Here is a 25,434-nt window from a genome sequence, read left to right as displayed (position 1 = left end):
AAGCAAAGTTCCAGTCTGATTTATTTGTACAAATGTTGGAAGACGTAAAGAAGATGTATGACGAGAAAATAGCCACTGCAGATTCTGTGAACTTAGGAGAAGCATATTTTGTCCGTCTACCAATGATTATGTCAATAGAAGACTATTTTAATACGGGAACTGTATTGGGTATAAAAGGAACAAAAGTATATCAAAAACCACATATAGCTGGACAAAAAAATGGAGTTGCTTTTACGCCGAACAAAACAGTAGGTTTAAATGCGAAATCTCCGGTCAAAAAGGAAGCATGGAATTTTCTTAAGTTTTTAATGTCTGATGAGGTCCAAAGTAAAGGGAATGCATTTCCAATTAATAGAGCTGTGTATGAACAACAAATCAAAACACTGAAGGAAAAAGGAGAACTTGAGGGTCCAGCTGGTTCTATTAACGTTACCGAGAGTGATATACAGGAATTAGAGAAAATGGTTGCTGAAATAAGCGTCCAGGGCCCACAGAATACTAAAATTGAATCCATTATTGCTGAGGAGTCCAAGTCTTACTTTAGTGGTCAAAAATCAGCTAAGGATGTAGCGGCATTGATTCAAAACCGAGTGACGACATATATAAACGAATAAGCTGTATATATTTCACGTCACGTAGTAGCAATTAATAAAAATAATTAATAAAGGGTGATTAGAATTGAAGAGGAATAAAATGATTCTGATGTTAGGTAGCGCTATACTACTAACTGGTATGGTTGCATGTAGTAACAAAGGTGATGAGAATTCGGTGAAATCTGTTGCTCAAAATACGAGTGCAGAGAAAAAAGAATCATCTGTTGAACTTTCAAAAGAAGATCAAGATAAGAGTGCAGAGAAAAAAGAATCATCTGTTGAACTTTCAAAAGAAGATCAAGATAAGAGTGCAGAGAAAAAAGAATCATCTGTTGAACTTTCAAAAGAAGATCAAGATAAGAGTGCAGAGAACAAGGAATCATCAGTTGAGGAAACCAAACTCTCTATAGAAGATACACTTTCAAAAGAAGATCAAGAAATTGTTGAAGGATTGTTTAACTCGGTCCCTAAACTAAAAACTTTCTTTCAATTAGAAGAAAAATACTCAAAGTCATTAACAGTGAAAGTTATAAAGCCAAATTCAACAAATAAAAATGAGGAAGGATACTATGATGTGACGTTTGAAGGAACTATGTTAGAACAATGGAAGTTTTATGTGAATCCAGATAGTAAAGAGGTTTTATTTAAAGAACTGTCTACTGGAAGAAGTAAGGATTATACTCTTGAAGAGTTCAACACTTATGTAAAGGAAATTGATGAAAAGAAAATTGATGATTTCCACAAAATGTTAGAGATGAAGTACGGAAATCCTAAAACTCAATAAACTATGGCATATATGGTGACAACAAGGATATTGTTTCATAGAAACTCATGACAAATAAGAGAAACTGCACAAAATTGAACGACAGTTTCTCTTATTCTACTTCTTGAGCCTAAGGAACCTTTTCGATTTCCTATATCTGTCTCATAGCTTGAAATATATACTGGCTCTTAAAAATCTAACCGATAGAGTTTCTCAAGTAATATTGTACGTTTGAGGTTCAACATGTATACAAAAATTTGGAGGTTATAGCTTTAAAAATTCAGAGAAAACAAAAATGATAAAAATATATATAGTTTTTGTATTAGAGGAGGTAAAAACATGACAGAGGTAGTATTAAAAAATATTTATAAAATATATGATAATAATATAATGGCCGTGAATGACTTTAACCTTCATATTCAAGATAAAGAATTTATAGTGTTTGTTGGTCCTTCTGGATGTGGTAAGTCAACTACTTTACGTATGATTGCTGGATTAGAGGACATTTCACAAGGAGATTTATACATTGACGAAAAATATGTGAATGATTTATCACCAAAGGATCGTGACATCGCAATGGTTTTCCAAAATTATGCTCTCTATCCACATATGACCGTGTATGATAATATGGCATTTGGTTTGAAAATTCGTAAGTTACCAAAAGATGAAATTGAGCGTCGTGTTCACAACGCAGCAAAAATTCTTGGATTAGAAGAACTTTTAAAACGGAAACCAAACGCGTTATCTGGCGGTCAGAGACAACGTGTTGCTTTAGGACGTGCGATTGTACGTGATGCAAGAGTATTTTTAATGGATGAACCACTATCAAATCTCGATGCAAAGCTACGTGTTACCATGCGCTCTGAAATTTCAAAACTGCATCATCGCTTACAAACAACCACGATTTATGTTACGCATGACCAAACAGAGGCAATGACAATGGCAACGCGCCTTGTGGTTATGAAAGACGGACGGATACAACAAGTTGGTACGCCAAAAGAAGTATATGAATATCCTGAAAACGTATTTGTTGGTAGTTTTATTGGTTCACCAGCCATGAATTTCTTTACAGGGAAAGTGGAAAATGGAAAATTTATTTTAGGCCATATCAAACTAAGTATTCCAGAAAGAGGATTAGAAGCACTACGTGAAAAAGGTTATGAAAATAAAAACATAATTCTTGGTATTCGCCCAGAACATATAAATGATAGTCCAAGTATGTTAAAAACATTGCCTGATAATATTATAAATATAAAAATTGAAGTGGCAGAATTACTTGGAGCCGAATCAATGATTTATGCTACGTTACAGAATCAATCCTTTATTGCACGTTTGGATACACGTAATGATTATCAAACAGGCGAAGCTATGCAACTTGTATTTAATATGAACAAAGTACATTTCTTTGATGCTGAAACAAAACTACGTATTAAATAAAATAGTATTTTTTCGTACCAGAATCCACTATATCACTTCGGAAATTTTGTGCATTTAGACATAAATAAACCAATTCTCTTTATATTTAGGAGAAGGTAAAGAAATTATCAAAATAAATTTAAAAAAGTGTAGAACCTCATTTCTACACTTTTTTCTGTAAATAGAAATAAAACAATACACCATCAACTGTATTATATACACCATACTCCGCCCCATGAAGTTCTAAAATGTTTTTTGAAATGGCAAGCCCAAGCCCCGTTCCACCTTGTGAGCGTTGACGAGCTGTATCAACTCGGTAAAAACGATCCCAAATTTTATCTAATTGATCTTCTTCGATATGGGCACCTTTATTTTCGATACAAACTTTTATGCGACTTGGCTCATCTATTGTAGAAATAATAATGTCCTCTTTTTCTGGCGTATAACGAATAGCATTCGTGATAAAGTTGGTGATTACTTGTTCCATACGATTTTGATTTCCAATGACCTTAATTGCAGAAAGATGTGTGTGAACATGTAATTGCTTTTTTGTTATTTTCAAAGATAATTGTTCACATATATGCTGAATGACCTTGTCAATATAAAAAACATCCATCTGCATTTTATACGTACCAGATTCAAATTTTGCTAACTCAAGCATATCCACAATCAACATATCCATCTTATCTACTTCTTTTTCCATTGCCTTAAAGTAATACTCTTTCTTATGACTCGCAACACCATCTTTTAAAATAGAAATACAACTTTTCATAATACTTAGAGGTGTCTTTAACTCATGTGATACTCCTGAAATAAATTCTTTTCTTGTATGTTCTAATTGCTTTTCTTTCTCTATGTCTCGGTGTAATTTCTCAATATGTGAATGTAATGTATTTGAAAGTACATTAATATTTTGAGATAAATCACCAATTTCATCTTTTGTCACGACTGGAACCCTTTCCGTGAAATCTAAGTTTGCAATTTTCTTGGTTGTCTTGTTTATTTGTAATAAGGGCCGTGCAATCTTTTTTGAATAGTAAAAAGAAGCTAGAAAAATAAGAAGCAACACAAACATAATAATATAGACATAATACTCTTTTATCATTTGTACAGCTTCATCAACTGGCTGCAATGAAGTCATTGAAAAAATATATGTTATTGTACCGCTCTTATCCTTTATCGGCTTTATTATGAGCTTATATTTTATATCATTCTGCTCATAATTGATTTCTTGTAATGAATTATAGTTAATATTTTGTTCATTTAGTAATAAGTCTGCCTGAAACTCTTGTATTCTTTCCATGAATAAGTTGTTTGAATAAACAAAATTCGATTGTTCATTCCCACCCGTAAGTTGAACTTTTGTAATTTCCCCTTCTAGATATTTTTGAGGTACTTGTTCATCAAGTTCTTTTTTATGTTCAAATTTATGTTTTTCAAAGTACTCTTTAGAACTATATTTACTTTTAAGTTTTTCTCCAAGTTCATTTATTTTTTTATCTAATGTCGTATTTACCAAATTTGGAGTTGCTGTTTTAAAGAATACAGAATAAGGAATGAACGTAGCATTTTTTTTATACCCGCCAAAGTAACTGTTTCTCCTACAGGGAATGTTTCATTTGAAATATTCCTCGAATGATCGTTCGCAACCTTAAAATTATACAGTGGTATGGTAATTGTAGCATTTGCGAATTGAGTTTCTTTATTTTTAGACTGATCTAATTTTACTTCTATATAAAAATCATTTACATGCTTTAAATTCCCATTACTATCTAATGTTGTAATCCATGTATTATGTTCTCGATAGAAATCTTGTTCTAACTTTTGAATGGCTTGTGAATTTCCGCCGCTATTTAAATAATTTGTTTCAAAAGATTTCATGTTTGTTTTGGTATCATTCACTTTTTTATTGGCATAAAATTGCTTGAAGAATATGGTTTGTCCAACAAAAATGGTTGCTAAGATCGACATACACAACACTGTGGTTAACATAAATAATTTTAATACAATACCTGTTTTCATACTTTATCCTCCAATTTACAACTGGCTCGAACGATGGCTATAACACTCTTAGATTTACCCGCAAAGTATTATACATTCATCGACAAATAAATTCATAGACCCATTTTTTGTAATTAATTGTATGCCCATAATGCATATACTTTGATTTAGTATTAGGTATGTAATACTTCAAATTCCGTATGAGTAAAGTTAATGTCTTTTCCTTCTATTATGGCTATAGATAATAGGAGGTGTACATGAATACCTATACAAGATAATATATAATTGAATAATTTTTTTAAACAATCCGACTATGGAATAGTTGTTTCGTACTTGCTAGTAAAAATAGAGGTAATATAAGGTTTTGTTGCATCCCTAACTAATACCGAGTAACGTATTAGCTTCGTCAAAGCGAGCTGTCAATATAATGATAGGAATATTTGAAATATTACAGATTCATTGGTAAACAGATCAACTGTCTGTTTCTGGTAACATGATAGTAAAAATAACTAAATGAACTTCGTTTTCTTCATATAAGGACAATGCTTCTTTTTCATCTATCGCTTCTAATACTTCATAACTTGAATTTAGTTAAAATGACTAGCGAGCACAAAAGCCAAATCGTTCTTGATAAACAAGAGCGATTTGGCTTTTGTGTTTAAATTATAAAAAATTCTTAAAGAAATATACTTTGCTTTTAACAATCGGTTTATTTTTGAACTTCTTTAATTTTAATATTTGCTTGCTTATAAAAGGATAATTTCTTCTGGTTATACTCATTCGTGTATTTATTAAACCTATCCTTATTTGAAAGAATTTGTTCATAAGACTGATTGACCATTTTTACTTTCTCATTAATTGATTTTAGTTTTTCATCTTTTGCTTGTAGCATTTTGTACAGTTCTTCTTCTAATTGTAATGATTTTTTATAGCTATCATACAATTTTTTGAAAGAATCAGCGCGATTTCTATACATATCTTGAACTTCTTCTGCCTGTTCTTGTAACCTCTTATCTGCTAATTTCTTTATATAGTTATCAACAGACTTCACTTCTTTTTGTGCATTGTCTAAGGCGGTTTTTTCTTTCTCTAATATTTTTTCACGGTCATGTATATTTGTTATAGCTTGATCTAACTTTTCTTTCACTACTTGATTATTTTCTTTTCCTTCAATTGTAATTTTCGTATATAACTCTTGTCCGTTCTTTTCTAATTCCGCTAATTTTTTTGTAGCTTCAAACATTGTCTTTTCTTGTTTTGCAGCACTTTCAAATGCTACATACAAATTTGCTTCTGGTTTTTGTCCTAAACAGCCTGACAACAAGGTTACAGATAGGGCTGTCATAAGTGCTAGTTTTCTATATATCAACTGCAATTCCTCCTACTTAGATACGATCATCTTTCCAAAAATTTAATGGGAAATGAGAGGCTTCATCATACACTTCAAATTCATAACCTTTATTACGAAGGTCATCAATAATTCTTTGTAATGCCTGCACTGTCTGTGATTTTTCATGCATTAAAATTACTTCGCGATTTTCACTAACCTGAGAAATCGTTTTTTGAACAACAGCATCTGGATTTCCTGGAAATTTCCAATCTAAAGAATCTATTGTCCAATCCCACTCTTTCATGCCGACATTTACCATTTTATCTCGTAATGCCTGTGTAAGCCCGGGCATACTTCCATATGGACAACGAACAAGATTTGGATGAATTCCAGTTACTTCTTTCATGATATTTTGCGCTTGTTGCATTTCTTCCACAAATTCGCCTTGGGTATACAGCTTTTTAAAACTGTGTGTCATACTGTGAACACCTGGATAATGCCCTTCATTTACTAAGCGTTTTACACTTTCTTTATGAGCTGGGATATTTCCGCCAATCATAAAGAAAGTTCCTTTTATATTATTACTCTTTAAAATATCTAAGATTTCTTTTTGAAATTGACTTGGTCCATCATCAAATGTTAAATATGCTACTTTACGAACCTGACCATTATATTTATCTGGTGCTGTTTTTCTTATTTCTACTTTTATTTGCTCACTTGCCAGTTGAACAGCATTTTCTTGGTTCATTACCCCTTTTGCAGGTGATGTAAAGAATTGAAACATAAATATCCCTAGTGTGATACAAGCGACTATTGATATAATCACCGTTATTTTTAATCCTTTTGTAAACATTCTTGTATGTCCTTTCTAGTAACCTTTAGTTATATATTTTTTACTGAATAAATTTATTCAGTAAAATTGGAATTTGTAATTATATACTGAATTTTATTTTTGGTTTAATAGTCTAATTTAACTAGACTACTATTTTTTAAAGTATTCTATAACACCATTAACAATTCCAGAGGCTACATCTGCTTGGAATTGTTGTGAATTCATTCGTTGCTCATCTTCTGGATTTGTAATATAACCTAGCTCAAGTAAAATGGATGGTTTTTGATTTTCACGTAATACATAGTAATCACCAGATTTTACACCTCTGTTTTTTGCCTGTATCTGTTTGAATAAATGTTCATGTATTGTTTTCGCTAATGCTTGTTCCTTTACTCCCTTGTAATAGTAGGTCGTTACTCCTTTTACATCATTAGTTGTGAAACCATCATAATGAATACTAAGAAAGAGATCTGCTGATTTATTTTGATTAATAGCTACGCGATTTTTTAATGATACAAACGTATCATCTTCACGCGTTAAAATTACAGTCATTCCTTTTTCCTCAAGTTTTTTTTGAATGTTTTTAGCCGTTTTGAGAGTTATATCTTTTTCTCTAGTTCCATTTGGTCCAATAGATCCAGGATCATTTCCTCCATGTCCTGGATCTATTACTATAACTTTTTTCGATACTGTATCTTCATACATTGTTCCTTTGACTTTTGGACTCAATAAAAAATAAACTGATGTAATACCTATAAAAATCAGTATAGGAAATATAATCATTTTTTTGTTCATAAAAAAATCCCCCTCTGGTAAGGGCTCAGCCGAGAAATATACTACCTCGATCGAACCATTGGTTTAACTTGATTCTGTTAATATATTTACAATTAATAGACTTTGTTAAAGCAAAAATAATATTGTGAGTTTTATAAAACTCCTAAAAATGTAAATGTATCCGGTAAATTGATAAAATTCTTTTTCCTTAATCGTCTATAAATTTTTTAATACCTTCTAAATATACTTATATAATAAAAGATACATGTAAAGATTAAATGCAGATAACATGCATTTTTTTAAAGGCTGTTATCTATAAAAGGGGGAACAATAGATATCCATCAATTTAAGAGTTTTATAATGCCTCCAAAACAAAAAAATGTACATTTTCACCTGAAGATGTACATTTTTTTGTTTTGGAATATTGGGGTTCAGCCGAGATACGTATAAAAATGAATCATAGACTGGCTTTCATTTTCATTATGTGATTCATTTATCTTTTATACAGGGGTATTCTCTTCTATTGGTTGTGGAATGTTTTGTAAATCAATCACATGATTGCCAAAACGTTTTAGATGTTCCGTTATATACGGGCTTAACATTACCCGATCTTCTCGTGAGAATCGATAAGGTTCTGTTGCAAAGTTTAAAAATCGTTCGAATTTATGAATATTTATTCCACATTAGTGCATGTTATTAGTATTTTTCAGGGCATCAAAACTTTGCAACAGAACCCTCTATTAATCCAATAAATCAAACATATCTAATAAGAAGAAAACTGTTATCATTGCAATGATGTATATAAAAATTTTAGAAATAAAATGAATCTTAATACCTAATTTATCTGGAAGAAACAATATTAACAAACTTAAAAGTGTACGACCTATAGCTAAATGTACTTGTGACAAAAGATTATTATTCATTTTTAGTTCTACATATTTTTTAGTGTAATCGAATAAAGTGTTATATATTATTATTATAATAAAATAAATAACAAATACTTTTAAATTTTTCCATGTATTCTTTTTCAAATTATAAACCTTCCTCTAATCCTTCAATTTATATGTCAAATCAAACACATTATTATAGGTATATAAATGATTGGATTGTAAAATAATTAGCAGCAACAGAACCAGTTATTAGTTAGAAAGTTTACGAACAAAGACTATCTGATTTCAGATGAAAGACCCCAGTAACAGAAGTGCCCATTATGTTAATCGGTTTTTTCCTAGATATTCTTTTAAATCTTTTATTAATTGTCTCACTTCCTTGGGATGTACTTTGATTTTCCCATTTGCCAATGAAATATTATGTCTCGATATTTTTCCAGTTATGGCACAAGCTCCTCTATACCGTTGTAGAATAAGCATTGCATCTATTACAATAAATTCTATAGGGGCTGTTTCTTCTTTCATGCCAATAATGTTCCTTAGTTTGGGGATACCTATACGTCCTTTCTTGTCTGCATGTAGAATAATGCCTGTGAACTTCATAGATTCCTCCTGTTTTATGGTTCTGTTGCAAAGTTTGAAAAAGGTATGTATAGGCCGATACATTAGGGATAGAAATTAAGCAATCATCATTAATTGTTGTAATTCCTGGTATGCCGAGAAGACGAAGTCTGGAATCAGGCTCCATCTTTTCAACGTACAAAGACTTACAAATATTAGTAGCAGTTGCTTAAATCCTACCTCTAATCTAAAATATTCCCTATATTTTGTTCAACTTTGCAACAGATCCAGCCAAATACCATATTTTAAAATACTTCTTTTATGGATTTTGTATGCTGATATTGGTGGAAAACTTCTTCTATTGATGAAAATGCAGTTTCTTTTGGAATGATGAACTTTAGTTTTTGAGCATTTTGTAACGTAAATAAAATTGTTCCATTGTCATTAAAAACTGTATGGAAAGTTCCTTGTTTATTTAATAGTATCTCTTTAATTATTTTTGTTGTAATTGAAAAATTATTCTTAATTTGTAATAGTTCATGTACATCCCCAGTATGGATTTTTACATCTATTTCAGTTTCTAAGTTTAATTGTTTTTTTTCAATTTTTCTGAACCAAAACAATAACAATAACTCTAGAATACCAGGTAACTGTTTTTTATAAGCATGTCGACTATGAAACTGTCCACCAATTTTTATAAAATATATACAGTCGTCTGTAACAAAAACCTTATAGTAAATGTCTCCCTTAAGCATTCTAGGTTTTAAAAGATAAAAGCTGTTAATCATAACTTCCCACACCTTTATTTAAATTTACCAACTCCCTATAATAGGTGATTTGGTTCTGTTGCAAAGTTTTAATGCCCTAAAAAATACGAATTAACATGTAATAATCTAGAATAAATGTTCAATAATATATGATAAATTGTATGTTAAATTCATAAATCTGAATGGTTTTTAAACTTTGCACCAGAACCAATCTGGATCTATTGATAAGAATACAACGTGATCAGGATTGTAGTAACGTGTTATCAGGTAATACATCCCGATTTCTTTATGGTACATGTATCCTGAATATCCAAATGGATTGTCTGTCGCAATCTCTTTCGCGTCACTCTTTAAAACGTTATCCCATGCACCAGAACCCCTTGCAGGTTATGTCCTTAAATACATAAAAAGACCTGTATACAATACAAATCTTTTTTTCTTTGAACCTACTTTTTCCTATAATACGAAGATTCCACACACTCTGCTAAGCGCTCGATTTCCTGCATATATAAACCTCGTGACATCCATCCTGTTAACTTATATATAATATTATAAAAGAGATTTCTAGGTTCATAATCGACGATAACTGTAAGTAATGTACCGCCCTCAACTTCTTCTAACATATAGGTTGAAAACGAATAACCTTGTTTCATCTCGCCACCAACTGAAACAATATAAGGTGCATCGTGTTCTAATAATTCCACTTCATGTTCATATATTTTCTTTCCAATTTTTTGCACAGTTACATACCTATCCCCTATACGAGGATTTGTTTTATCTACATTTGACGGGTAACGGTTTTCGACTATTAATGTACTCCATTCTTTTATTTTTTCATCGCTATCCACATAATCAAATACCAAGTCAATCGGTGCGTAAATTACTATTTCTAAGGAAAAACTCATCCAACTTCTCCTCTCAAATACCCTACTCATGCCTATTTAGGTAGCAACTAAATCATTTTTGTCCTATTTGCACCAGAATCTCTTATTATGTAGTTATACAACCATATTATATATAACATAGCTTACTTTTAAGTCACGTACCCATGCGTATGTTAGTTGTAGGGTGTGAAATAAAACAGAGGAAAGGAAGATAATTTGGATGAGGTTCTATCAATCTAGTGATATATAAAGGGCATTTATATAGAACTCACAACTATTTCTTTTGTAAAACGAAAAGGAGTTTTGTATCACTTGTATTGGTATGGTAACCACATAGTATGAAACAACCGTATATTCACTTTCCTTAAGATTTTGGGGAAACTTAGTGAAAAAGTGTACGGATGTTGACACGTTACAATCCATTTTATCTTCCATTTCCTTTATTCTGTTTCATTAAAAAATAGGAGCATCTGTTCACTCCTACTAAATAAACTAAGGAATGAAAATAAAAAAAACAAGATAGAATTTACATTTGGAAACATTTACATTTGTAATTATGAAAATTTTTCTACAATTTTCTACAAATTATTTACAAACCATTTCAATATCCCTTATATTAAAGGTGACTATATACAAATACTACACAATGTGTACAAATTACTTGATAAAACATACACGTAGCGAAGGATTAAAAAGGATTATATTTACTTCTCTTTTAAAGAATAAAAAAGAAGGTAGTGCTCACGAATTCTAACTTTATCAGAAATCTTATACAAGTTATCATTTTCAATACTTATAAATAGGAAGAAACTCGTTTCAAATTAAAATACATCTTCAAAATAAAGGCTCTGTTACAAAGTTTTATAAGTCGGGATAAATACTCGAATAAATAAGGATTGATAATCTCAGATGAGGGAGTTTAAAGGAAAATAATTAAAGAGTGTAGTGTTATTTATATTGTACAATTAATAAAGATTAGTACACGTTAGATATTCAACTTCGAGATGCACGCTTTGCTGTACAATCACACATTTAAATAATTTTATCATTTTAGCCAAGAAGACTCCTTCCTCAAGGAACGCGAAGCGAGTAGGTGGGAGATGAATTGATTTCGGACAAGGGATGGCAGGAAGCCATCTTAATTGTTCGACATACATAAATTGTTACTTCACTACCTAACGAATATATGTTCGTTGTATAATAGATACATACCGAAATGGAGGTGAAATGAATGATGATTAATAAAGCATATAAATTTCATATCTATCCAAATAAAGCACAAGCAACCCTAATCAATAAAACGATTGGTTGTTCGCGTTTTGTATTCAATCACTTTCTATCTCTATGGGATAACGCATACAAAGGGACAGGGAAAGGTTTGACATATGGTACATGCTCTGGCAAACTTCCTGCCAGGAAGAAAAAGTTTGTTTGGCTAAAAGAAGTAGATAGTATTGCGATTCAGTCGTCGGTTCGCAACCTTGCGGATGCGTATACACGCTTTTTCAAAAAACAAACAGTGTCCCGCGTTTTAAATCTAAGAAAAACAACGTACAATCTTACACCACAAAACAAACAAATGAAAACATTGCCGTTGTAGGAAACTAAATGAAATTGCCAAAACTAGGTCTTGTTCGATTTGCCAAAAGTCGTGAAGTAAAGGGACGTATTTTAAATGCTACGGTTAGACAGAATTCTTCTGGCAGATACTTTGTGTCATTGTTAGTTGAAACAGAAGTGCAAGAACTTCCGAAAACAAATTCTTACATTGGAATGGATGTGGGACTAAAAGATTTCGCCATTTTGTCAGATGGAACACCCTATGAAAATCCGAAGTTTTTTCGATCGTTAGAAGAGAAGTTGGCAAAAGCGCAGCGTGTTCTTTCTAGAAGAATGAAAGGATCTTCTTGCTGGAATAAACAACGAGTAAAAGTAGCTAGAATTCATGAATACATGACGAATGCTAGAAAAGATTACTTGGACAAAGTCTCAACTGAAATCATCAAAAACCACTATGTTATTGGTATAGAGGATTTGCAAGTATCTAATATGTTAAAGAATCATAAGTTAGCAAAAGCGATTAGTGAGGTATCATGGTCACAGTTTCGAACCATGTTGGAATATAAAGCAAAATGGTATGGCAAACAAGTCATTGTCGTATCAAAAACATTTGCTTCCAGCCAATTATGTTCTTATTGTGGATATCAAAACAAAGACGTTAAAAATCTGAACCTACGTAAATGGGACTGCCCTTCTTGTCGTACACACCATGATAGGGATATTAACGCAAGTATCAATCTAAAGAATGAAGCGATAAGGCTTCTAACCGCAAGGACTGTGGAGCTAGCCTAATAAATTAGAGTTCGATAGAACTCTTTACTTAGGAATCCCCCACTTCTAAACGAAGTGAAAGTGGGGGTAGTTCAAAGAACAGGACCATTGGCATTGAAGCCATTCGCTCTATATATAAACAAAACCGAAATCTAAATTCAGATTTCGGTTTTTCGATGTACGATGAAATTGATTTATATTGGATACAAACGAAATTTATATGCTTTATTATGTTTTGTAATAACATTTCACCTTACTTTTCACATTGATTTTCAATATACTTCTTAACCAAAACATCTTTTTTCAAAGTTTCTTTTTTACTTGTGGAAAATCTCTTTTGATGAGTCGAGAACTTGCACTTTTATAAGCATTAATGAATTTTTTCATTTCTGTATTAGGGGGTTCCTTGAATAAAATATGAACATGGTCTACATCGTGATTCCATTCAACTAATGTGATGTTATAGTTTTAAGATAGTCGAACAAAGATGTCTTTTGTATAGTATGACATATCATCATCAAAAACATTTTTTCTGTATTTCACAACCAACAAAAGGTGATAATACAACAAGAACACTGGATGGTTATTGCTATCTAATTTCATTTATATACCAATCATTATACTTTATAAGACTGATCATATGAGGGGCAAAATAAAAAGAAAAACTATTTTGCTACGCCAAACCGGAATTCATTACCTATCTACCGTAGTGCTACAACTTGCACAGGCTTTAGAAGAAAAAATTCGGAAAATTCGGTGAAGTTTAAAGGGAATACTTACCTATTTATTTTTCTTTATTTTCTAAAAAATAATGCTATAATGAAAAAAACTAATTTTCGACATTTTTCGTCAAAAAAGTACAAAGGAGAGTTCTCAATGAAAAAATCATTAACCTTTAAGGAAACAGTACCTATTGGATTTATGCTTTTTGCAATATTTTTTGGCGCAGGTAATATGATATTCCCTCCACTATTAGGATATTCATCTGGAACAAATGTATGGATATCTATTTTAGGATTTCTAGTGAGCGGTATCGGTCTCCCCCTATTAGCTATCGCTGCTATTTCCCTTTTTGGTGGAAATGTTGGTACTCTTGCTAGCAGGATTCACCCAACATGTGGCGTTATTATCCCCCTTATCATTTATTTAGCAATCGGCCCTTTTTTCGCTATTCCTCGTACAGGAACTGTTTCATATGAAATGGCGATTGCCCCTTTCTTAAGTGCAACAATGCAAGATAACTGGTATATATTACTCCTATATACATTTGTTTATTTTAGCATTACATTTTATTTATCTTTAAATCCATCTAAATTAGTAGATAGAATTGGGAAATATTTAACTCCTCTATTATTGAGTATGATTGGTATTATTATTATTAAAGCAATTTCTTCACCGATTGGTTCAGTTTCCAACCCCACTGATTTATATCAGAAGGCTCCTTTTTTTAAAGGGTTTACTGAAGGATTTTTAACAATGGATGCTCTTGCAGCTCTCGTATTTGGAGTTATCGTGATTAACGCAATAAAAGAAAAAGGCGTTACAAATGAAAAAGCAATTGCTAAATCTACTATAATGGCGGGAATTATTGCTGCAATTGGACTAGCCGCCATATATATATCCCTTGCTTATATTGGAGCTACTTCTCAATCATTTGGCACATTTGAAAATGGAAGTGAGCTATTAACAAATGTAGTCCAGTACCTATTTGGTCAATATGGTCTTTTATTATTGGGAATTACAATGTTATTTGCTTGTTTAACTACATCTATAGGACTTGTATCAGCATGTGGTAGGTTTTTTACGACAATATTCCCGAAAATTCCTTATAATAAAATTATTTTAATCATTTGCTTATTTAGCTTCGGAGTATCAAATCTTGGTTTGTCAATGTTAATTAAAATTTCCTTACCAGTTCTAATCATTATCTATCCAGTAGCAATTGTGCTAATTATACTCGCTTTTTTTGATCGCTTTATACAAGGAAAGCAAGCTGTCTATGTTGGGGCAGTTTTAGGAGCGTTACTGGTTAGTTTAATACAAGGATTAGAAACAGCGGGGCTTGCTAGTGACTCTTTACTTACTTATATGAAATATATTCCATTATATAAAGAGGGAATGGGATGGGTTTTACCTAGTTTGCTTGGTAGTCTGATTGGTCTGATGATTTCAGGAAGAACTAAAGAATGTTTTACCACGCCAAATCAATATTCAAAATAGTATCTCACTTAGCTTATTTTAGTAACAAAATTATAATGATTTTTATAAAGTTCAAAGTGGGACATGAGTAGTAACTGGATACTACTAAAATAATTTTTTGTATTACATGTCCCTTCTTATTAGTTTCGTCATAATGAATACACACTTTTCAGATAAATATTGATTCATTAAAATTAGGAGGGGAAATCATATGGATTTCATCCAAGATATTATCACTCACATTCACAAATTTATTGGAATAGCAAATGAATATTTATGGAGTTATATTCTAATTGCTCTTTTAATTGGGGCTGGGTGCTATTTTACAATCCGGACAAAGTTTTTCCAAATTCGTTACATTGGTGAAATGATTCGCTTACTTGGCGATGGCGCAAGTTCTTCAACCCGTAAAGCACAAAGAGAAAAGGATGGTATTTCTTCTTTTCAAGCGTTTTGCATGAGTACAGCTTCTCGTGTTGGTACTGGAAACTTAGCGGGTGTCGCAATTGCAATTTCCGCTGGTGGACCTGGTGCAATTTTCTGGATGTGGCTTATCGCAATAATTGGAGGTGCCTCCGCATTTGTTGAGAGTACACTTGCTCAAATATACAAAGTAAAAGATGGGAATGCGTTTCGAGGTGGTCCAGCTTACTATATGGAAAAAGGATTAAATAAACGCTGGATGGGAGTTGTTTTTTCAGTTTTAATTACAGTTTGCTTTGGGCTAATATTTAATGCTGTTCAAGCTAATACAGTTACATCAGCATTTGAAAACGCATTCAATTTAAAGCCGGAAATTGTCGGATTTATATTAATGGGTTTAATAACACTGATAATTTTCGGGGGCGTAAAACGGATTGCACGTGTTGCAGAAATGATTGTACCATTCATGGCAATTATCTATGTTGCTGTTGCGATGTATGTAATCATTACAAATATTACACAAGTTCCTATTTTATTCAAAGAAATTATGTTGCATGCTTTTGGTTTTAAGGAAGTTGTAAGTGGTGGTCTTGGTGCAGCGATTCTTCTAGGGATAAAACGTGGTTTATTTTCAAATGAAGCTGGTATGGGAAGTGCACCGAATGCAGCTGCGACTGCCAATGTTACACATCCTGTTAAACAAGGGTTTATCCAAACACTTGGTGTTTTTACGGATACATTACTAATTTGTAGTTGTACTGCATTTATGATTCTTCTTTCTGATATGCACACTGATACAAACCTAAGTGGAATTCAATTAACACAAGAAGCATTAAAAACTCATATTGGTCCATGGGCACCTATTTTTGTAGCAGTAGCAATATTTCTATTTGCCTTTAGTTCCCTCGTTGGAAATTATTATTATGGTGAAACAAATATTGAATTTCTAAGTGGAAGTAAGACATTGTTAACGATATATCGTATTTCGGTAATTGGTATGGTAATGCTAGGCTCTATAGCAACGATGCAAATTGTATGGGACATGGCAGATTTATTTATGGGGATTATGGCAATTTTTAATCTAATCGCAATTCTTTTCCTTGGAAAATATGCTTTCTTAGCTCTTAAAGATTATTTAAAACAAAAGAAAGCGGGGCAGGATCCAATTTTCTATGCAACTAATATTCCGGAGTTAAAAAATACAGAATGCTGGGACAGTAAGAATGCTAAAGAGAGAATTGGATAACAAAAATTTTTACTAGAAATAAAAGTGAAATAAATAGATAGGACAAACATCTCTTTATTGGATGTATTTAATAATACAGAAAGAAGTGTATCAGTTATGCATGACCGCCAAATAGATAGATTAGAAACATTGTTAGCACAGGTTCGACCTTATACGAAGAAAGGGGGAGTGGCTACTTATATTCCAGAACTGGGCAATGCAAATCCATCTAATTTAGGAATTGCAATTTATTATAAAGATACAGGTTATATCCATGCCGGTAACTCTGAAATACTCTTTACCCTTCAAAGTATTTCAAAAATAATTACACTTGCACTTGCTCTTTTAGATCGTGGTGAAGAATATGTATTTTCTAAAGTGGGGATGGAGCCCACAGGAGATCCTTTTAATTCTATTATTAAATTAGAGACATCTAGCCATTCTAAACCGCTTAATCCAATGATTAACGCAGGGGCACTTGCCATTACGAGTATGCTAATAGGGGATAGCAATGATGAAAAAATGGAAAGAATCCTTTGTTTTGTACGTGATATTACAGACAACCCTACCATAAATTACTCATCAAAAGTAGCCGTCTCTGAGCGAGAAACAGCATACTTAAATTGATCCCTTTGTTATCATATGAAACAAAATAACATTATTAATGGTAATGTGGAAGCGCTAATAGATCTATACACTCGTCAATGTGCAATTGAAGTAAATTGTATTGATTTAGCACGTATCGGTTTAATTTTCGCAATGGATGGATATGATCCATACAAAGGAATTCAAATTTTCCCAGAGCATATTGCGAAAATTTGTAAAACATTTATGGTCACTTGTGGCATGTACAACGAATCTGGTGAATTTGCAATTCGCGTCGGAATACCGGCTAAAAGTGGGGTTGCTGGTGGTATATTGGGCTGTGCAAAGGGCGAGATGGGAATTGGTATTTTTGGTCCTGCTCTAGATTTACACGGAAATAGTATAGCTGGTTTAAAAATGTTAGAATTACTTTCTGTTCAGGAAGGTTGGAGCATTTTTTAGGTTTTTAGTGCAAGATATATGGCTCTGTTGCAAACTTTGAAAATAACGAAAAATATTGAATGTATTATGCTTTTTTTGAATATTATCCAATGTTTTTTCTTAATAATTGTATGTTGATTCTACATTTGTAATGCCGTTCAAAACTTTGCAACAGAACCTTTTTTTGTCTCACCAAATAGGGAATGACCAGAATAATGTATTTTCATTGTTTTTTGGATTAATTTCTTAAGTTTCATGTGAATGTATTTACAAACCTAAAATAGGGTTGACAATCAAGGATTACAGATGTAATACAGGGTGGGATTTTATATAATGAAAGGATTACCTAAAATATCAGAAGCTGAATTGGAAATCATGAAGGTTATTTGGTCAAAATCTCCTCAAACAGCAAATGAATTGATTGAAGCGCTAGAGGCAACAATGGACTGGAAACAGACAACGATTCGAACGCTTATTAATCGATTAGTCCAAAAAGAAGCTGTTTCTTACCAGCAAGATAAAGGGCGTATGTATGAGTATTATCCTTTAGTGTCGCAAGATAGTTATCTACAAGTCGAAACAAGATCCCTCCTTAAACGTTTCTATGGCACGGCATTTAAACCGTTACTTGTGAATTTCTTAAAGGAAGAAAAACTAACTTCAGAAGATATTAACGAACTCAAACGTATGCTGGATGAGAAGACTGAGGAAAACCATAGGAAAGATAGATACTGATGATAGATATATTTGTAAACGTCTATCTACCTCGATTTTTTGATTGGATGCTAGAAACATCTATTATGGCAAGTATGTTAGTTGGCCTAATCTTATGTGTCAAAATCTTGCTTAGAAACAGTTACCCCCATGATGGCAGTTGGATGATATTAATTCTAAAACTTCTATTACCATGGTCACCAGTTAGTTCCTACAGTATCTACTCTATCCTTTCATACAGTAATGGAGCTTTTAATACCTTTTACCAAGAGCCTATAGCTGTTTCTTTTTCCAGGGAACGAACAGATATAAGCGATACAAAGATAGTCACAAAAGAAGATAACTATGTATCTGATTTAACAAAACCAGTCGAAAGGAAGAAACAAACGCATAGGATGTCCAAGCATTCGCAATATATCCACAGGTCTCTCATAATAATCAATATTCATATAATAAGTTTTTGGCATATCACCCCTTTGGGATAAATGTTTTCTACATCCTAGCATAATCTATGTGTTCCGCCAATATTCTACATACGTCAGGTTTTTTGAGAACTTCCCCTATGGCCTTTTTGTATTTTAAATTGTTTTCGATGTATCCTACTAAATAACTCATCTACTTCACCCTGCTTTATATTTTCTGGGATTTCTAACGCCCGCCTGAATGTTTTCTTCCAAGCAATTTTTAATAATTTGATCTGCTGCTTAGAAGCCGGTATTTGAAATCTTGTAGCTTTCTGCTGTTCCTTTAGATGCTCCAATTGTAACAATCTCTTTTTCATATATAAATAATCCGTTGGAATATTTTCTCGCAATCCTAAATCATATAGTAAGCTGTTAAAATAGTTTCGCTGTCTTAAGGTGGATTTTCTTCTCCGCATAGATCGCTCTATCAGTTGCAAAAATTCTGTTAGCTCAGCAGCAGAAAAGTCCACTTCTATCCACTTCTGAAAAAAACGCGTTTTTTCTAAATAGACAATTACTTGCTCAACAAACACATCCGTAATAAAAGATCTGCCTTCCTCTACAACAATATAGTCCATTTCCTGAAGAAGTATTCGAACGCCTCCTCGAAGATCAGTGAGAAATTCCTGTTGTAAAGAGCTTTCTAAATCTATAAGTACCATTCTATAAACAATCCTTTCTTAAAACCACGTAGTCCAATTAAGTTTTTTTGAAAAGTTTTCTAAGCTTAGTTAAAAGGTAAAAAAATGATTCGAGGAGCATGATGGATGAGATATTTGAATAGAAATTTGATTTATCAAATTTGGAAAAATAAAAATAAATCGGCACATTTCGCATGGCATTTAGATGAGACCTACATTAAAAACAAGGGAGAGTGTTGTTATTTTTTATCTTGCAATTAATCGAGAAGAGCATATCTTGGATATCCAACTTCGTAAAACAAGGGATTATTAAGCCGCCTATATGTTTATGAAACGATTAATAACCGACGGTTCTCACAATAGGCAAGTTCCTACACCATTTTGTGCGTTCAAAAAACTGAAAACTAACGATTTTTATGTGTATACGAAAAATTGACTCGTTAAGCATCTCAATAATTTCATCAAACAGGATCATAGGTATATCAAATGACGTTTTTCTAAATTCGCAGGACTTTAAACTCTTAAGTCCAATCAAAAGAATCGAAATTATTCATTTACCAATAATTGTATATGGTTTTTAAAACTTTACAACAGAATCCCATCAACCCCCTGATATTTAAAAATCCCTCTATATTATAGAACGAATATTAAAAATAGAGACCAGCCAATTTTATTTAAATTCCCCAAGCCATTTTGTAAATTAATAAATGAATTGAAGAGGTCATAAGGTTCTGCGAGAAGAATCACAATGCGATATTTTAAAAGAACAAGGTGTTTATATATATAAAGCTCATTGTATTATCAAGCATTAGAATAACCTCATAGAACAGGATCATAGACATATACCTTTGACATTGATATACGTCTCATCCAATTTCCAAGATAGTTCTACGCTTTTATTTTTCTTCTTCTTCTTCCAAATTTGATAGATCAGGTGGCCATATTCATGAACACAGCGCATAATAGTTGTTGGATAAACGCAAACACCACGTTCATTTAAAATTTCAGAGGTATCGAATAGCTTAAAGAAAAACGACAATAGTAGCCAATGGCTACCAAAAGAATATCTGGTTTTAACTGTTTTCTTTAAAAATATCTCAAGTATGATTCTCCTCACTCTTTGCTGCAAAAGTTTAGCTTCGTTTTAAAAATTTTGCAACAAAACCTTTTTCAACATATAAATGCAAACTATAAATTTCTCCCTAAAATCCATATAAGAGGAATCAAAAATACTAACACGTTTAATATTATCCCGATTTCTGCTCCAATAGTTTTATCTCTTTCATAAGATAAAACAGCTAGTATAAATCCAAGTGGACAAAGAAATATAGGTAAAAAAATAGAAACTCCAAATAATGCAGTTAGCTTGATTCTATATGTAACATTAACCATAAATAAAATTAATAATATCGGTATTAAACTTGATATAAGTATATTTATATTACTTTTTTTCATCATAGTATCCTCTTTTTATAATACTATCTCGTAATAGACGTAAGTTTTCAAGACCATCTTTTGATTTTAATCTCAAATATAATCATCGGTAAGTGCGATATGTTCTCTTTGATCTATCATGTACAAAATTAACAATGTATATTTGTTTCATTTTGTTAATTGTTTTTGATGCAATTTATTAGGAAAAACATCTTTTAACATTTTTATAGGTGCACCATTCCAATGTAAATCTAAAGACCTTTGAAGTTTGTTTTCTGTCATCCATTTATATGACCTATATTTTAATATTTGAGCAATAGAAAGAGCTTTTTCATCTATAATATCCATGACTATTTCAAATTGTTTTATCTAATAAGACCATTACTAGAAATTTTTACAGATATATTCGGGGTTATGCTGATACGGGGATATACTTCTTCCCAATTTTTCTTTTTCCAAAAATCATAATTATATGCTCTTACAAACCTAGCAATCCCTAGTATATCGCTATTTGCTTTTTGTGTAATACTAGCTACTTTACGGGCATCTTGTGTTAAATTTTTTGAAAGAATGAAGTTCAAGCGCTCGATATCTTGTGCAGTAAGCACTTTTAAAGGTGGATTTTCAACAACTCTCGCTTTTGCTGATATATTAATATTAAAATTTACCTTGCCTGATTTATCTATAACCAAATGCTGTTTTTTCCTAGTTGCTTCTACCCGTATAGTAATAGTTTTTTCTATGTTTGACGATTTGTCACTATCTATTTTCGTCTTATAAAAAAATGGTTTGTTTTTCCCTTGTAGTAGCATTAATATGTTTGTTTGCTCTATGGGGATATACTTCCCACTGTATTTCCGATTATGAAAAAGAGCCGTTCCTAAAATTTTTATTTCTGAATTAGTTTGTTCAAGATAAGGTAATAAAAAATCTTTATTAGGATTTGTAATTTGTGTAAGAATGGATTTTAAATTTGTTTTGGGTAAACTCCCGGATTTTTCCGCACTTGAAATAATACGGTTGACACCGCTTCCTATAGACACTTCCCCCTTAGTTTCACTTTTTAAAAAATCCACAGCTCTTCCTCGGATAAGCGCTAAATAACTTCCAAAATTAGAGGTAGAATTACGATAAAAAAAATCCAATATATGATATATATCAGCTTTTGCTACCTTATCACCAATTAATATAGCGTTCGCTTTAGTAATATCCGCACGGCCAGACATCTTTCGAGTGATCTTATTACCTCCCCCCATTATATTTTCCGATGTTTCCGTAAATGTAAGAGCTGAAAAATTAAATTGTCCTCCTCCTTTGGTAACCAACTCTATAGCTGAAGCCCCTAATAGCAAATTACCATTTTTTGCTTTGTCAATTGAGAGATTATTTATAATTTTTTTATCTACCAGCAGTTGTTGATCCCAGCAACCCACCTGAAATAAAATTAATATTAGAAAGACAAATTGGATCAAACCTTTCATTATTATTACCCCCTAAAAGTTTTTTTTATTTTAGCTAGTATTAACAAGGTTAACGGGATTATAAAAACAAATAGGTATGTAATCCAAGAGAGAGAAAAACTAAGTTTTTGAAATGTGTACTGATTTACTGGAAACATAGCTAAAGTAATTACCAAAAAAGATATCAAAATAGCTATTTGGGATTGCTTTATGGTGCTAAATAGCTGTTTTACACCTATAGATGCCATATAAAGAGTTAAGGTTAGAGATACTATATACCCTCCTAAAGAAAATGGAATAAACAAGAGATCAAAGCCATTAATTGTTGTATAGTTCATACCTCTCAATAAATATAACCATGGATATTGAATCATCTTAGTTTCCTGAATACTTTGAAATAAATTGATAGTAATAGTTAATATGAGACAAAAAAATACTGTCATTCCCTTTCCAAAGAGTATGTATTTCAAAATCCCTTTAGATTCTCCTGTGACAAAGGGTAAAATAAATAATAAAATTGAAAAACCTGACATGTATGTAAAAGCACGATGTGTTGCCAACAATAGCTGTTTTCCGTTTGTTTGTATAATAGGGAAGAAGCGGAGAAAATCCCATTCATATTGTGTGTAGTAGATAAAAATGAGAATAAAACAAACTACATATATAAGTAATGAAATTGATATAACGATTGAACAAAAACGTATAATTGTATCTATAGAACATTTTAATAATAAGTAGCAGGGGAGGAATGTTAATAAAATAATAACCCATTTAGGTGTCAATAAAAGAATCCAATCATTAATAATATACTGAAAGGTAATTACATGTTGTGTTGCTAAAAGAATAAAAAATAAGATGTAAGATATTATAATGCATACCCCTAGAAACTTCCCTGTTAAAACAGGTATATATTCAAAGAGTATCTGATTCGAAAATTGCTTATGAAGCATGTACATCAAACTTGCACATACTCCTCCGCCTATTCCTGCTAGAACAACAGCAAGCCAACCACTTCCCTGCGCTAATGTAGTAATAGCGTTAGGTAAAACATAAATTAAAAGGCCTAGTTGATTGCCTATAATTAATAAAATCAGGTTTGTATAATTAATTTTAATATTTTTATTCATTTTTTGTTCCTCTTATATATACCTGTATTTTTAAATTTTAATATTTTTCTGAGTGAAATTAGTTTTTTTTGTACTTCTATAGATGGAATCCGTATTAAGTCTTCTAGTGAAAAATAGGGCCTTCCTACAACCTTAATATCGCATAGAATAATTAAAAAAATGATAAATGCAACGGCTACTCCCATAAATCCAAATAATCCAGCCATAATAGTAAAAAAGAATCCTATTAAGCGCATAGATGTACTCATTTCATGAATAGGAACTGTGAATGATGCTAAGGCTGTTAAAGCTATGACAATAACCATTGGCTTTGAAATTAAGTTGATTTCAACAATTGTGTTTCCAATAACTAGTCCTCCAACTATGCCGATTGTAGTAGCAATCGGTGCAGGAAGCCGACTAGCAGCTTCACGTAGAAATTCTAGTATAATTTGCATCATTATAGCTTCAAGAAATGGGTGAATCGGTACAAACTCTATGCCGAGCTTAAAAGTATATAGTAAAGATTTGGGCAATACATCTGAATGAAAAGCGACAATAGATATGTATATGGATGGCAATAAAGTTGTAATTAAGCAACCGAATAATCTAAGGATATACATAAAAGTTCCTACAAACATATTGTTGTTAGTGTCTTCCGATGCTTCAAAAAATGAAAAAAAAGAAACGGGAAGCAAAGCACAAGAAGAACTACCATTTATAATAATGGCAACTTTTCCTTTTAGTATCTCCCCAATTACTCTATCTAGACGTTCTGTAATTAAAATTTGAGGAAATGGTAAAAAATTAGTGTTTAGAAGTAAAGGACGTAATTCTTGAACTGAATTAATATCATATTCTTGCAATTTGCTTAATAATAATTCTGTTTCTTTTAATACTGTTGGATCCACAATTCTATCTAGGAATATTAATGCCGTTTTTTGCTGTCGTATTTTACCGGTAGTTGTAAATTTAATTAATAAATCTGGATTAGTAATATATTTTCTTATCAATGATACATTAGTTTCTAATCTCTCTATAAAACCAACATGTGTACCAACAATACTTCTTTCATTTTGTGGTTCTTCAGTTGTTAATTCTTCGTTATTAAGAGCCGGAATTGTATAAGCAAAGTTGTATTTTTCCTGAAATAGAATAATTTGTCCAGCGACAAGTGCTTCTTTAATGCATAAAAAACTTTTTTCTTGCTTAATACCTGTTAATGGTATGATTTCTAATATATTGCCCTCTTTTTTTTCAAATAAAGGTTCCAATATTTTTGTGTTAATTATCTCTTTATCAATAACTGTTTCTAAAAAAAATATAAGATATTGATTTGAATTGAATGTAAATCTTTCACAAACTAAATCTTGTGTATGTTTCATATGTTTATTCAATAAGAGTGCATTTTCGTCTAGGGATGGTGTAATAGAAATTTCGATTCCTTCTTGCCCTGTATCATTCTCTCTTTTGATTTTCAAAGTAACACCCATTTCTAAGTTGAATATTCTTTATAGAGATAATATTGATATTTATTAAAAGTACTATCATTGTTTTAGATACTTTTTAAATATTTTGCACCACTTCTTCTTTATTATTC

General features: G+C 31.8%; 18 protein-coding genes and 8 pseudogenes. 9 read left to right on the top strand and 17 right to left on the bottom strand.

Features of this window, described 5'->3' with window-relative positions:
• The 3 genes from ACP6L7_RS09870 to ACP6L7_RS09860 all read left to right on the top strand — a co-directional run.
• The coding region (locus tag ACP6L7_RS09870) for a type 2 periplasmic-binding domain-containing protein (protein WP_489686863.1) at positions 1 to 614 on the top strand (614 nt) is incomplete at its 5' end.
• A 79-nt stretch (positions 615 to 693) separates the two neighbouring features.
• On the top strand, positions 694 to 1,377 hold the full coding sequence (locus ACP6L7_RS09865; protein WP_430529035.1) for a hypothetical protein: 684 nt from the start codon (positions 694 to 696) through the stop codon (positions 1,375 to 1,377).
• Positions 1,378 to 1,695: 318 nt separating this feature from the next.
• Positions 1,696 to 2,793, top strand: a complete 1,098-nt coding sequence (locus ACP6L7_RS09860; RefSeq protein WP_430529034.1) for an ABC transporter ATP-binding protein — start codon at positions 1,696 to 1,698, stop codon at positions 2,791 to 2,793.
• Between the two features lie 142 nt (positions 2,794 to 2,935).
• Here the strand turns inward: ACP6L7_RS09860 and ACP6L7_RS09855 are convergent.
• The 9 genes and pseudogenes from ACP6L7_RS09855 to ACP6L7_RS09815 all read right to left on the bottom strand — a co-directional run bounded on the left by ACP6L7_RS09855 (position 2,936) and on the right by ACP6L7_RS09815 (position 10,832).
• Positions 2,936 to 4,794 (bottom strand): annotated as a pseudogene (locus ACP6L7_RS09855) (sensor histidine kinase).
• A 688-nt stretch (positions 4,795 to 5,482) separates the two neighbouring features.
• A complete protein-coding gene (locus ACP6L7_RS09850) occupies positions 5,483 to 6,118 on the bottom strand; it encodes a YkyA family protein (protein ID WP_149214146.1) in 636 nt (211 codons plus the stop codon).
• A 40-nt stretch (positions 6,119 to 6,158) separates the two neighbouring features.
• Positions 6,159 to 6,956 (bottom strand): peptidoglycan-N-acetylglucosamine deacetylase, encoded by a 798-nt coding sequence (locus ACP6L7_RS09845; protein WP_430529033.1) that lies wholly within the window; start codon positions 6,954 to 6,956, stop codon positions 6,159 to 6,161.
• Positions 6,957 to 7,085: 129 nt separating this feature from the next.
• The gene (locus ACP6L7_RS09840) at positions 7,086 to 7,730 is read right to left on the bottom strand and encodes an N-acetylmuramoyl-L-alanine amidase family protein (RefSeq protein ID WP_430529032.1); all 645 of its coding nucleotides are present in this window, start codon (positions 7,728 to 7,730) and stop codon (positions 7,086 to 7,088) included.
• A 719-nt stretch (positions 7,731 to 8,449) separates the two neighbouring features.
• Positions 8,450 to 8,740, bottom strand: coding sequence for a hypothetical protein (locus tag ACP6L7_RS09835; protein ID WP_430529031.1), 291 nt, complete (start codon positions 8,738 to 8,740; stop codon positions 8,450 to 8,452).
• Positions 8,741 to 8,917: 177 nt separating this feature from the next.
• The gene (locus tag ACP6L7_RS09830; protein WP_430529030.1) at positions 8,918 to 9,202 is read right to left on the bottom strand and encodes an AbrB family transcriptional regulator; all 285 of its coding nucleotides are present in this window, start codon (positions 9,200 to 9,202) and stop codon (positions 8,918 to 8,920) included.
• A 263-nt stretch (positions 9,203 to 9,465) separates the two neighbouring features.
• Positions 9,466 to 9,948, bottom strand: coding sequence for a hypothetical protein (locus ACP6L7_RS09825; protein ID WP_430529029.1), 483 nt, complete (start codon positions 9,946 to 9,948; stop codon positions 9,466 to 9,468).
• 168 nt (positions 9,949 to 10,116) lie between these two features.
• A pseudogene (locus ACP6L7_RS09820) lies at positions 10,117 to 10,275 on the bottom strand (RHS repeat-associated core domain-containing protein); the annotation flags it as partial.
• A 98-nt stretch (positions 10,276 to 10,373) separates the two neighbouring features.
• Positions 10,374 to 10,832 (bottom strand): SRPBCC family protein, encoded by a 459-nt coding sequence (locus ACP6L7_RS09815; RefSeq protein ID WP_430529028.1) that lies wholly within the window; start codon positions 10,830 to 10,832, stop codon positions 10,374 to 10,376.
• A gap of 1,210 nt (positions 10,833 to 12,042) precedes the next feature.
• Between ACP6L7_RS09815 and tnpB the strand changes: the two are divergent.
• Positions 12,043 to 13,163: pseudogene (gene tnpB, locus ACP6L7_RS09810) on the top strand (IS200/IS605 family element RNA-guided endonuclease TnpB).
• A 285-nt stretch (positions 13,164 to 13,448) separates the two neighbouring features.
• On the opposite strand, the pseudogene tnpA reads toward tnpB, so the two are convergent.
• Positions 13,449 to 13,745: pseudogene (gene tnpA, locus ACP6L7_RS09805) on the bottom strand (IS200/IS605 family transposase); the annotation flags it as partial.
• Positions 13,746 to 14,018: 273 nt separating this feature from the next.
• Here tnpA and brnQ point away from each other — a divergent pair.
• The 4 genes and pseudogenes from brnQ (at position 14,019) to ACP6L7_RS09785 (ending at position 18,750) form a co-directional block, all read left to right on the top strand.
• Positions 14,019 to 15,362, top strand: a complete 1,344-nt coding sequence (gene brnQ / locus ACP6L7_RS09800; RefSeq protein ID WP_430529133.1) for a branched-chain amino acid transport system II carrier protein — start codon at positions 14,019 to 14,021, stop codon at positions 15,360 to 15,362.
• A gap of 190 nt (positions 15,363 to 15,552) precedes the next feature.
• Positions 15,553 to 17,010 (top strand): alanine/glycine:cation symporter family protein, encoded by a 1,458-nt coding sequence (locus ACP6L7_RS09795; protein WP_430529132.1) that lies wholly within the window; start codon positions 15,553 to 15,555, stop codon positions 17,008 to 17,010.
• Positions 17,011 to 17,106: 96 nt separating this feature from the next.
• Positions 17,107 to 18,036: pseudogene (glsA, locus tag ACP6L7_RS09790) on the top strand (glutaminase A).
• Positions 18,037 to 18,348: 312 nt separating this feature from the next.
• Entirely contained in the window at positions 18,349 to 18,750 is a 402-nt protein-coding gene (locus ACP6L7_RS09785; protein ID WP_430529131.1) for a BlaI/MecI/CopY family transcriptional regulator, read from the top strand.
• Positions 18,751 to 19,106: 356 nt separating this feature from the next.
• On the opposite strand, the pseudogene ACP6L7_RS09780 reads toward ACP6L7_RS09785, so the two are convergent.
• A pseudogene (locus tag ACP6L7_RS09780) lies at positions 19,107 to 19,196 on the bottom strand (ArsR/SmtB family transcription factor); the annotation flags it as partial.
• A gap of 71 nt (positions 19,197 to 19,267) precedes the next feature.
• Positions 19,268 to 19,855 (bottom strand): hypothetical protein, encoded by a 588-nt coding sequence (locus ACP6L7_RS09775; RefSeq protein WP_430529130.1) that lies wholly within the window; start codon positions 19,853 to 19,855, stop codon positions 19,268 to 19,270.
• A gap of 105 nt (positions 19,856 to 19,960) precedes the next feature.
• On the opposite strand from ACP6L7_RS09775, the pseudogene ACP6L7_RS09770 reads away from it, so the two are divergent.
• Positions 19,961 to 20,267: pseudogene (locus ACP6L7_RS09770) on the top strand (DDE-type integrase/transposase/recombinase); the annotation flags it as partial.
• Between the two features lie 411 nt (positions 20,268 to 20,678).
• Here ACP6L7_RS09770 and ACP6L7_RS09765 read toward each other — a convergent pair.
• From ACP6L7_RS09765 to ACP6L7_RS09745, 5 genes and pseudogenes are all read right to left on the bottom strand, one after another.
• A pseudogene (locus ACP6L7_RS09765) lies at positions 20,679 to 20,899 on the bottom strand (IS6 family transposase); the annotation flags it as partial.
• 123 nt (positions 20,900 to 21,022) lie between these two features.
• Positions 21,023 to 21,292 carry a hypothetical protein gene (locus ACP6L7_RS09760; protein WP_430529129.1) on the bottom strand — a complete coding sequence of 90 codons (270 nt, stop codon included), beginning with the start codon at positions 21,290 to 21,292 and terminating at the stop codon, positions 21,023 to 21,025.
• A 341-nt stretch (positions 21,293 to 21,633) separates the two neighbouring features.
• On the bottom strand, positions 21,634 to 22,749 hold the full coding sequence (locus ACP6L7_RS09755) for a Ger(x)C family spore germination protein (protein WP_430529128.1): 1,116 nt from the start codon (positions 22,747 to 22,749) through the stop codon (positions 21,634 to 21,636).
• A 5-nt stretch (positions 22,750 to 22,754) separates the two neighbouring features.
• Positions 22,755 to 23,855 carry a GerAB/ArcD/ProY family transporter gene (locus ACP6L7_RS09750; protein WP_430529127.1) on the bottom strand — a complete coding sequence of 367 codons (1,101 nt, stop codon included), beginning with the start codon at positions 23,853 to 23,855 and terminating at the stop codon, positions 22,755 to 22,757.
• Entirely contained in the window at positions 23,852 to 25,315 is a 1,464-nt protein-coding gene (locus tag ACP6L7_RS09745; RefSeq protein WP_430529126.1) for a spore germination protein, read from the bottom strand. The genes ACP6L7_RS09750 and ACP6L7_RS09745 overlap by 4 nt, the downstream gene beginning before the upstream one ends.
• Between the last annotated feature and the right edge of the window lie 119 nt (positions 25,316 to 25,434).

This window comes from Bacillus silvicola, from assembly GCF_050524305.1.
Lineage (GTDB): Bacteria > Bacillota > Bacilli > Bacillales > Bacillaceae_G > Bacillus_A > Bacillus_A cereus_AT.
The sequence above is the reverse complement of the archived record's forward strand: the minus strand, read 5'-3'. Positions and strand labels throughout refer to the sequence as shown.

Excerpts from the sequence above, each read along its gene's own strand:
- ACP6L7_RS09865 (WP_430529035.1), top strand. The coding sequence starts at position 694 with ATGATTCTGATGTTAGGTAGCGCTATACTACTAACTGGTATGGTTGCA.
- ACP6L7_RS09860 (WP_430529034.1), top strand. The coding sequence starts at position 1,696 with ATGACAGAGGTAGTATTAAAAAATATTTATAAAATATATGATAATAAT.
- ACP6L7_RS09850 (WP_149214146.1), bottom strand. The coding sequence starts at position 6,118 with ATGACAGCCCTATCTGTAACCTTGTTGTCAGGCTGTTTAGGACAAAAA.
- ACP6L7_RS09845 (WP_430529033.1), bottom strand. The coding sequence starts at position 6,956 with ATGTTTACAAAAGGATTAAAAATAACGGTGATTATATCAATAGTCGCT.
- ACP6L7_RS09840 (WP_430529032.1), bottom strand. The coding sequence starts at position 7,730 with ATGAACAAAAAAATGATTATATTTCCTATACTGATTTTTATAGGTATT.
- ACP6L7_RS09830 (WP_430529030.1), bottom strand. The coding sequence starts at position 9,202 with ATGAAGTTCACAGGCATTATTCTACATGCAGACAAGAAAGGACGTATA.
- ACP6L7_RS09825 (WP_430529029.1), bottom strand. The coding sequence starts at position 9,948 with ATGATTAACAGCTTTTATCTTTTAAAACCTAGAATGCTTAAGGGAGAC.
- ACP6L7_RS09815 (WP_430529028.1), bottom strand. The coding sequence starts at position 10,832 with ATGAGTTTTTCCTTAGAAATAGTAATTTACGCACCGATTGACTTGGTA.
- brnQ (WP_430529133.1), top strand. The coding sequence starts at position 14,019 with ATGAAAAAATCATTAACCTTTAAGGAAACAGTACCTATTGGATTTATG.
- ACP6L7_RS09795 (WP_430529132.1), top strand. The coding sequence starts at position 15,553 with ATGGATTTCATCCAAGATATTATCACTCACATTCACAAATTTATTGGA.
- ACP6L7_RS09785 (WP_430529131.1), top strand. The coding sequence starts at position 18,349 with ATGAAAGGATTACCTAAAATATCAGAAGCTGAATTGGAAATCATGAAG.
- ACP6L7_RS09775 (WP_430529130.1), bottom strand. The coding sequence starts at position 19,855 with ATGGTACTTATAGATTTAGAAAGCTCTTTACAACAGGAATTTCTCACT.
- ACP6L7_RS09760 (WP_430529129.1), bottom strand. The coding sequence starts at position 21,292 with ATGATGAAAAAAAGTAATATAAATATACTTATATCAAGTTTAATACCG.
- ACP6L7_RS09755 (WP_430529128.1), bottom strand. The coding sequence starts at position 22,749 with ATGAAAGGTTTGATCCAATTTGTCTTTCTAATATTAATTTTATTTCAG.
- ACP6L7_RS09750 (WP_430529127.1), bottom strand. The coding sequence starts at position 23,855 with ATGAATAAAAATATTAAAATTAATTATACAAACCTGATTTTATTAATT.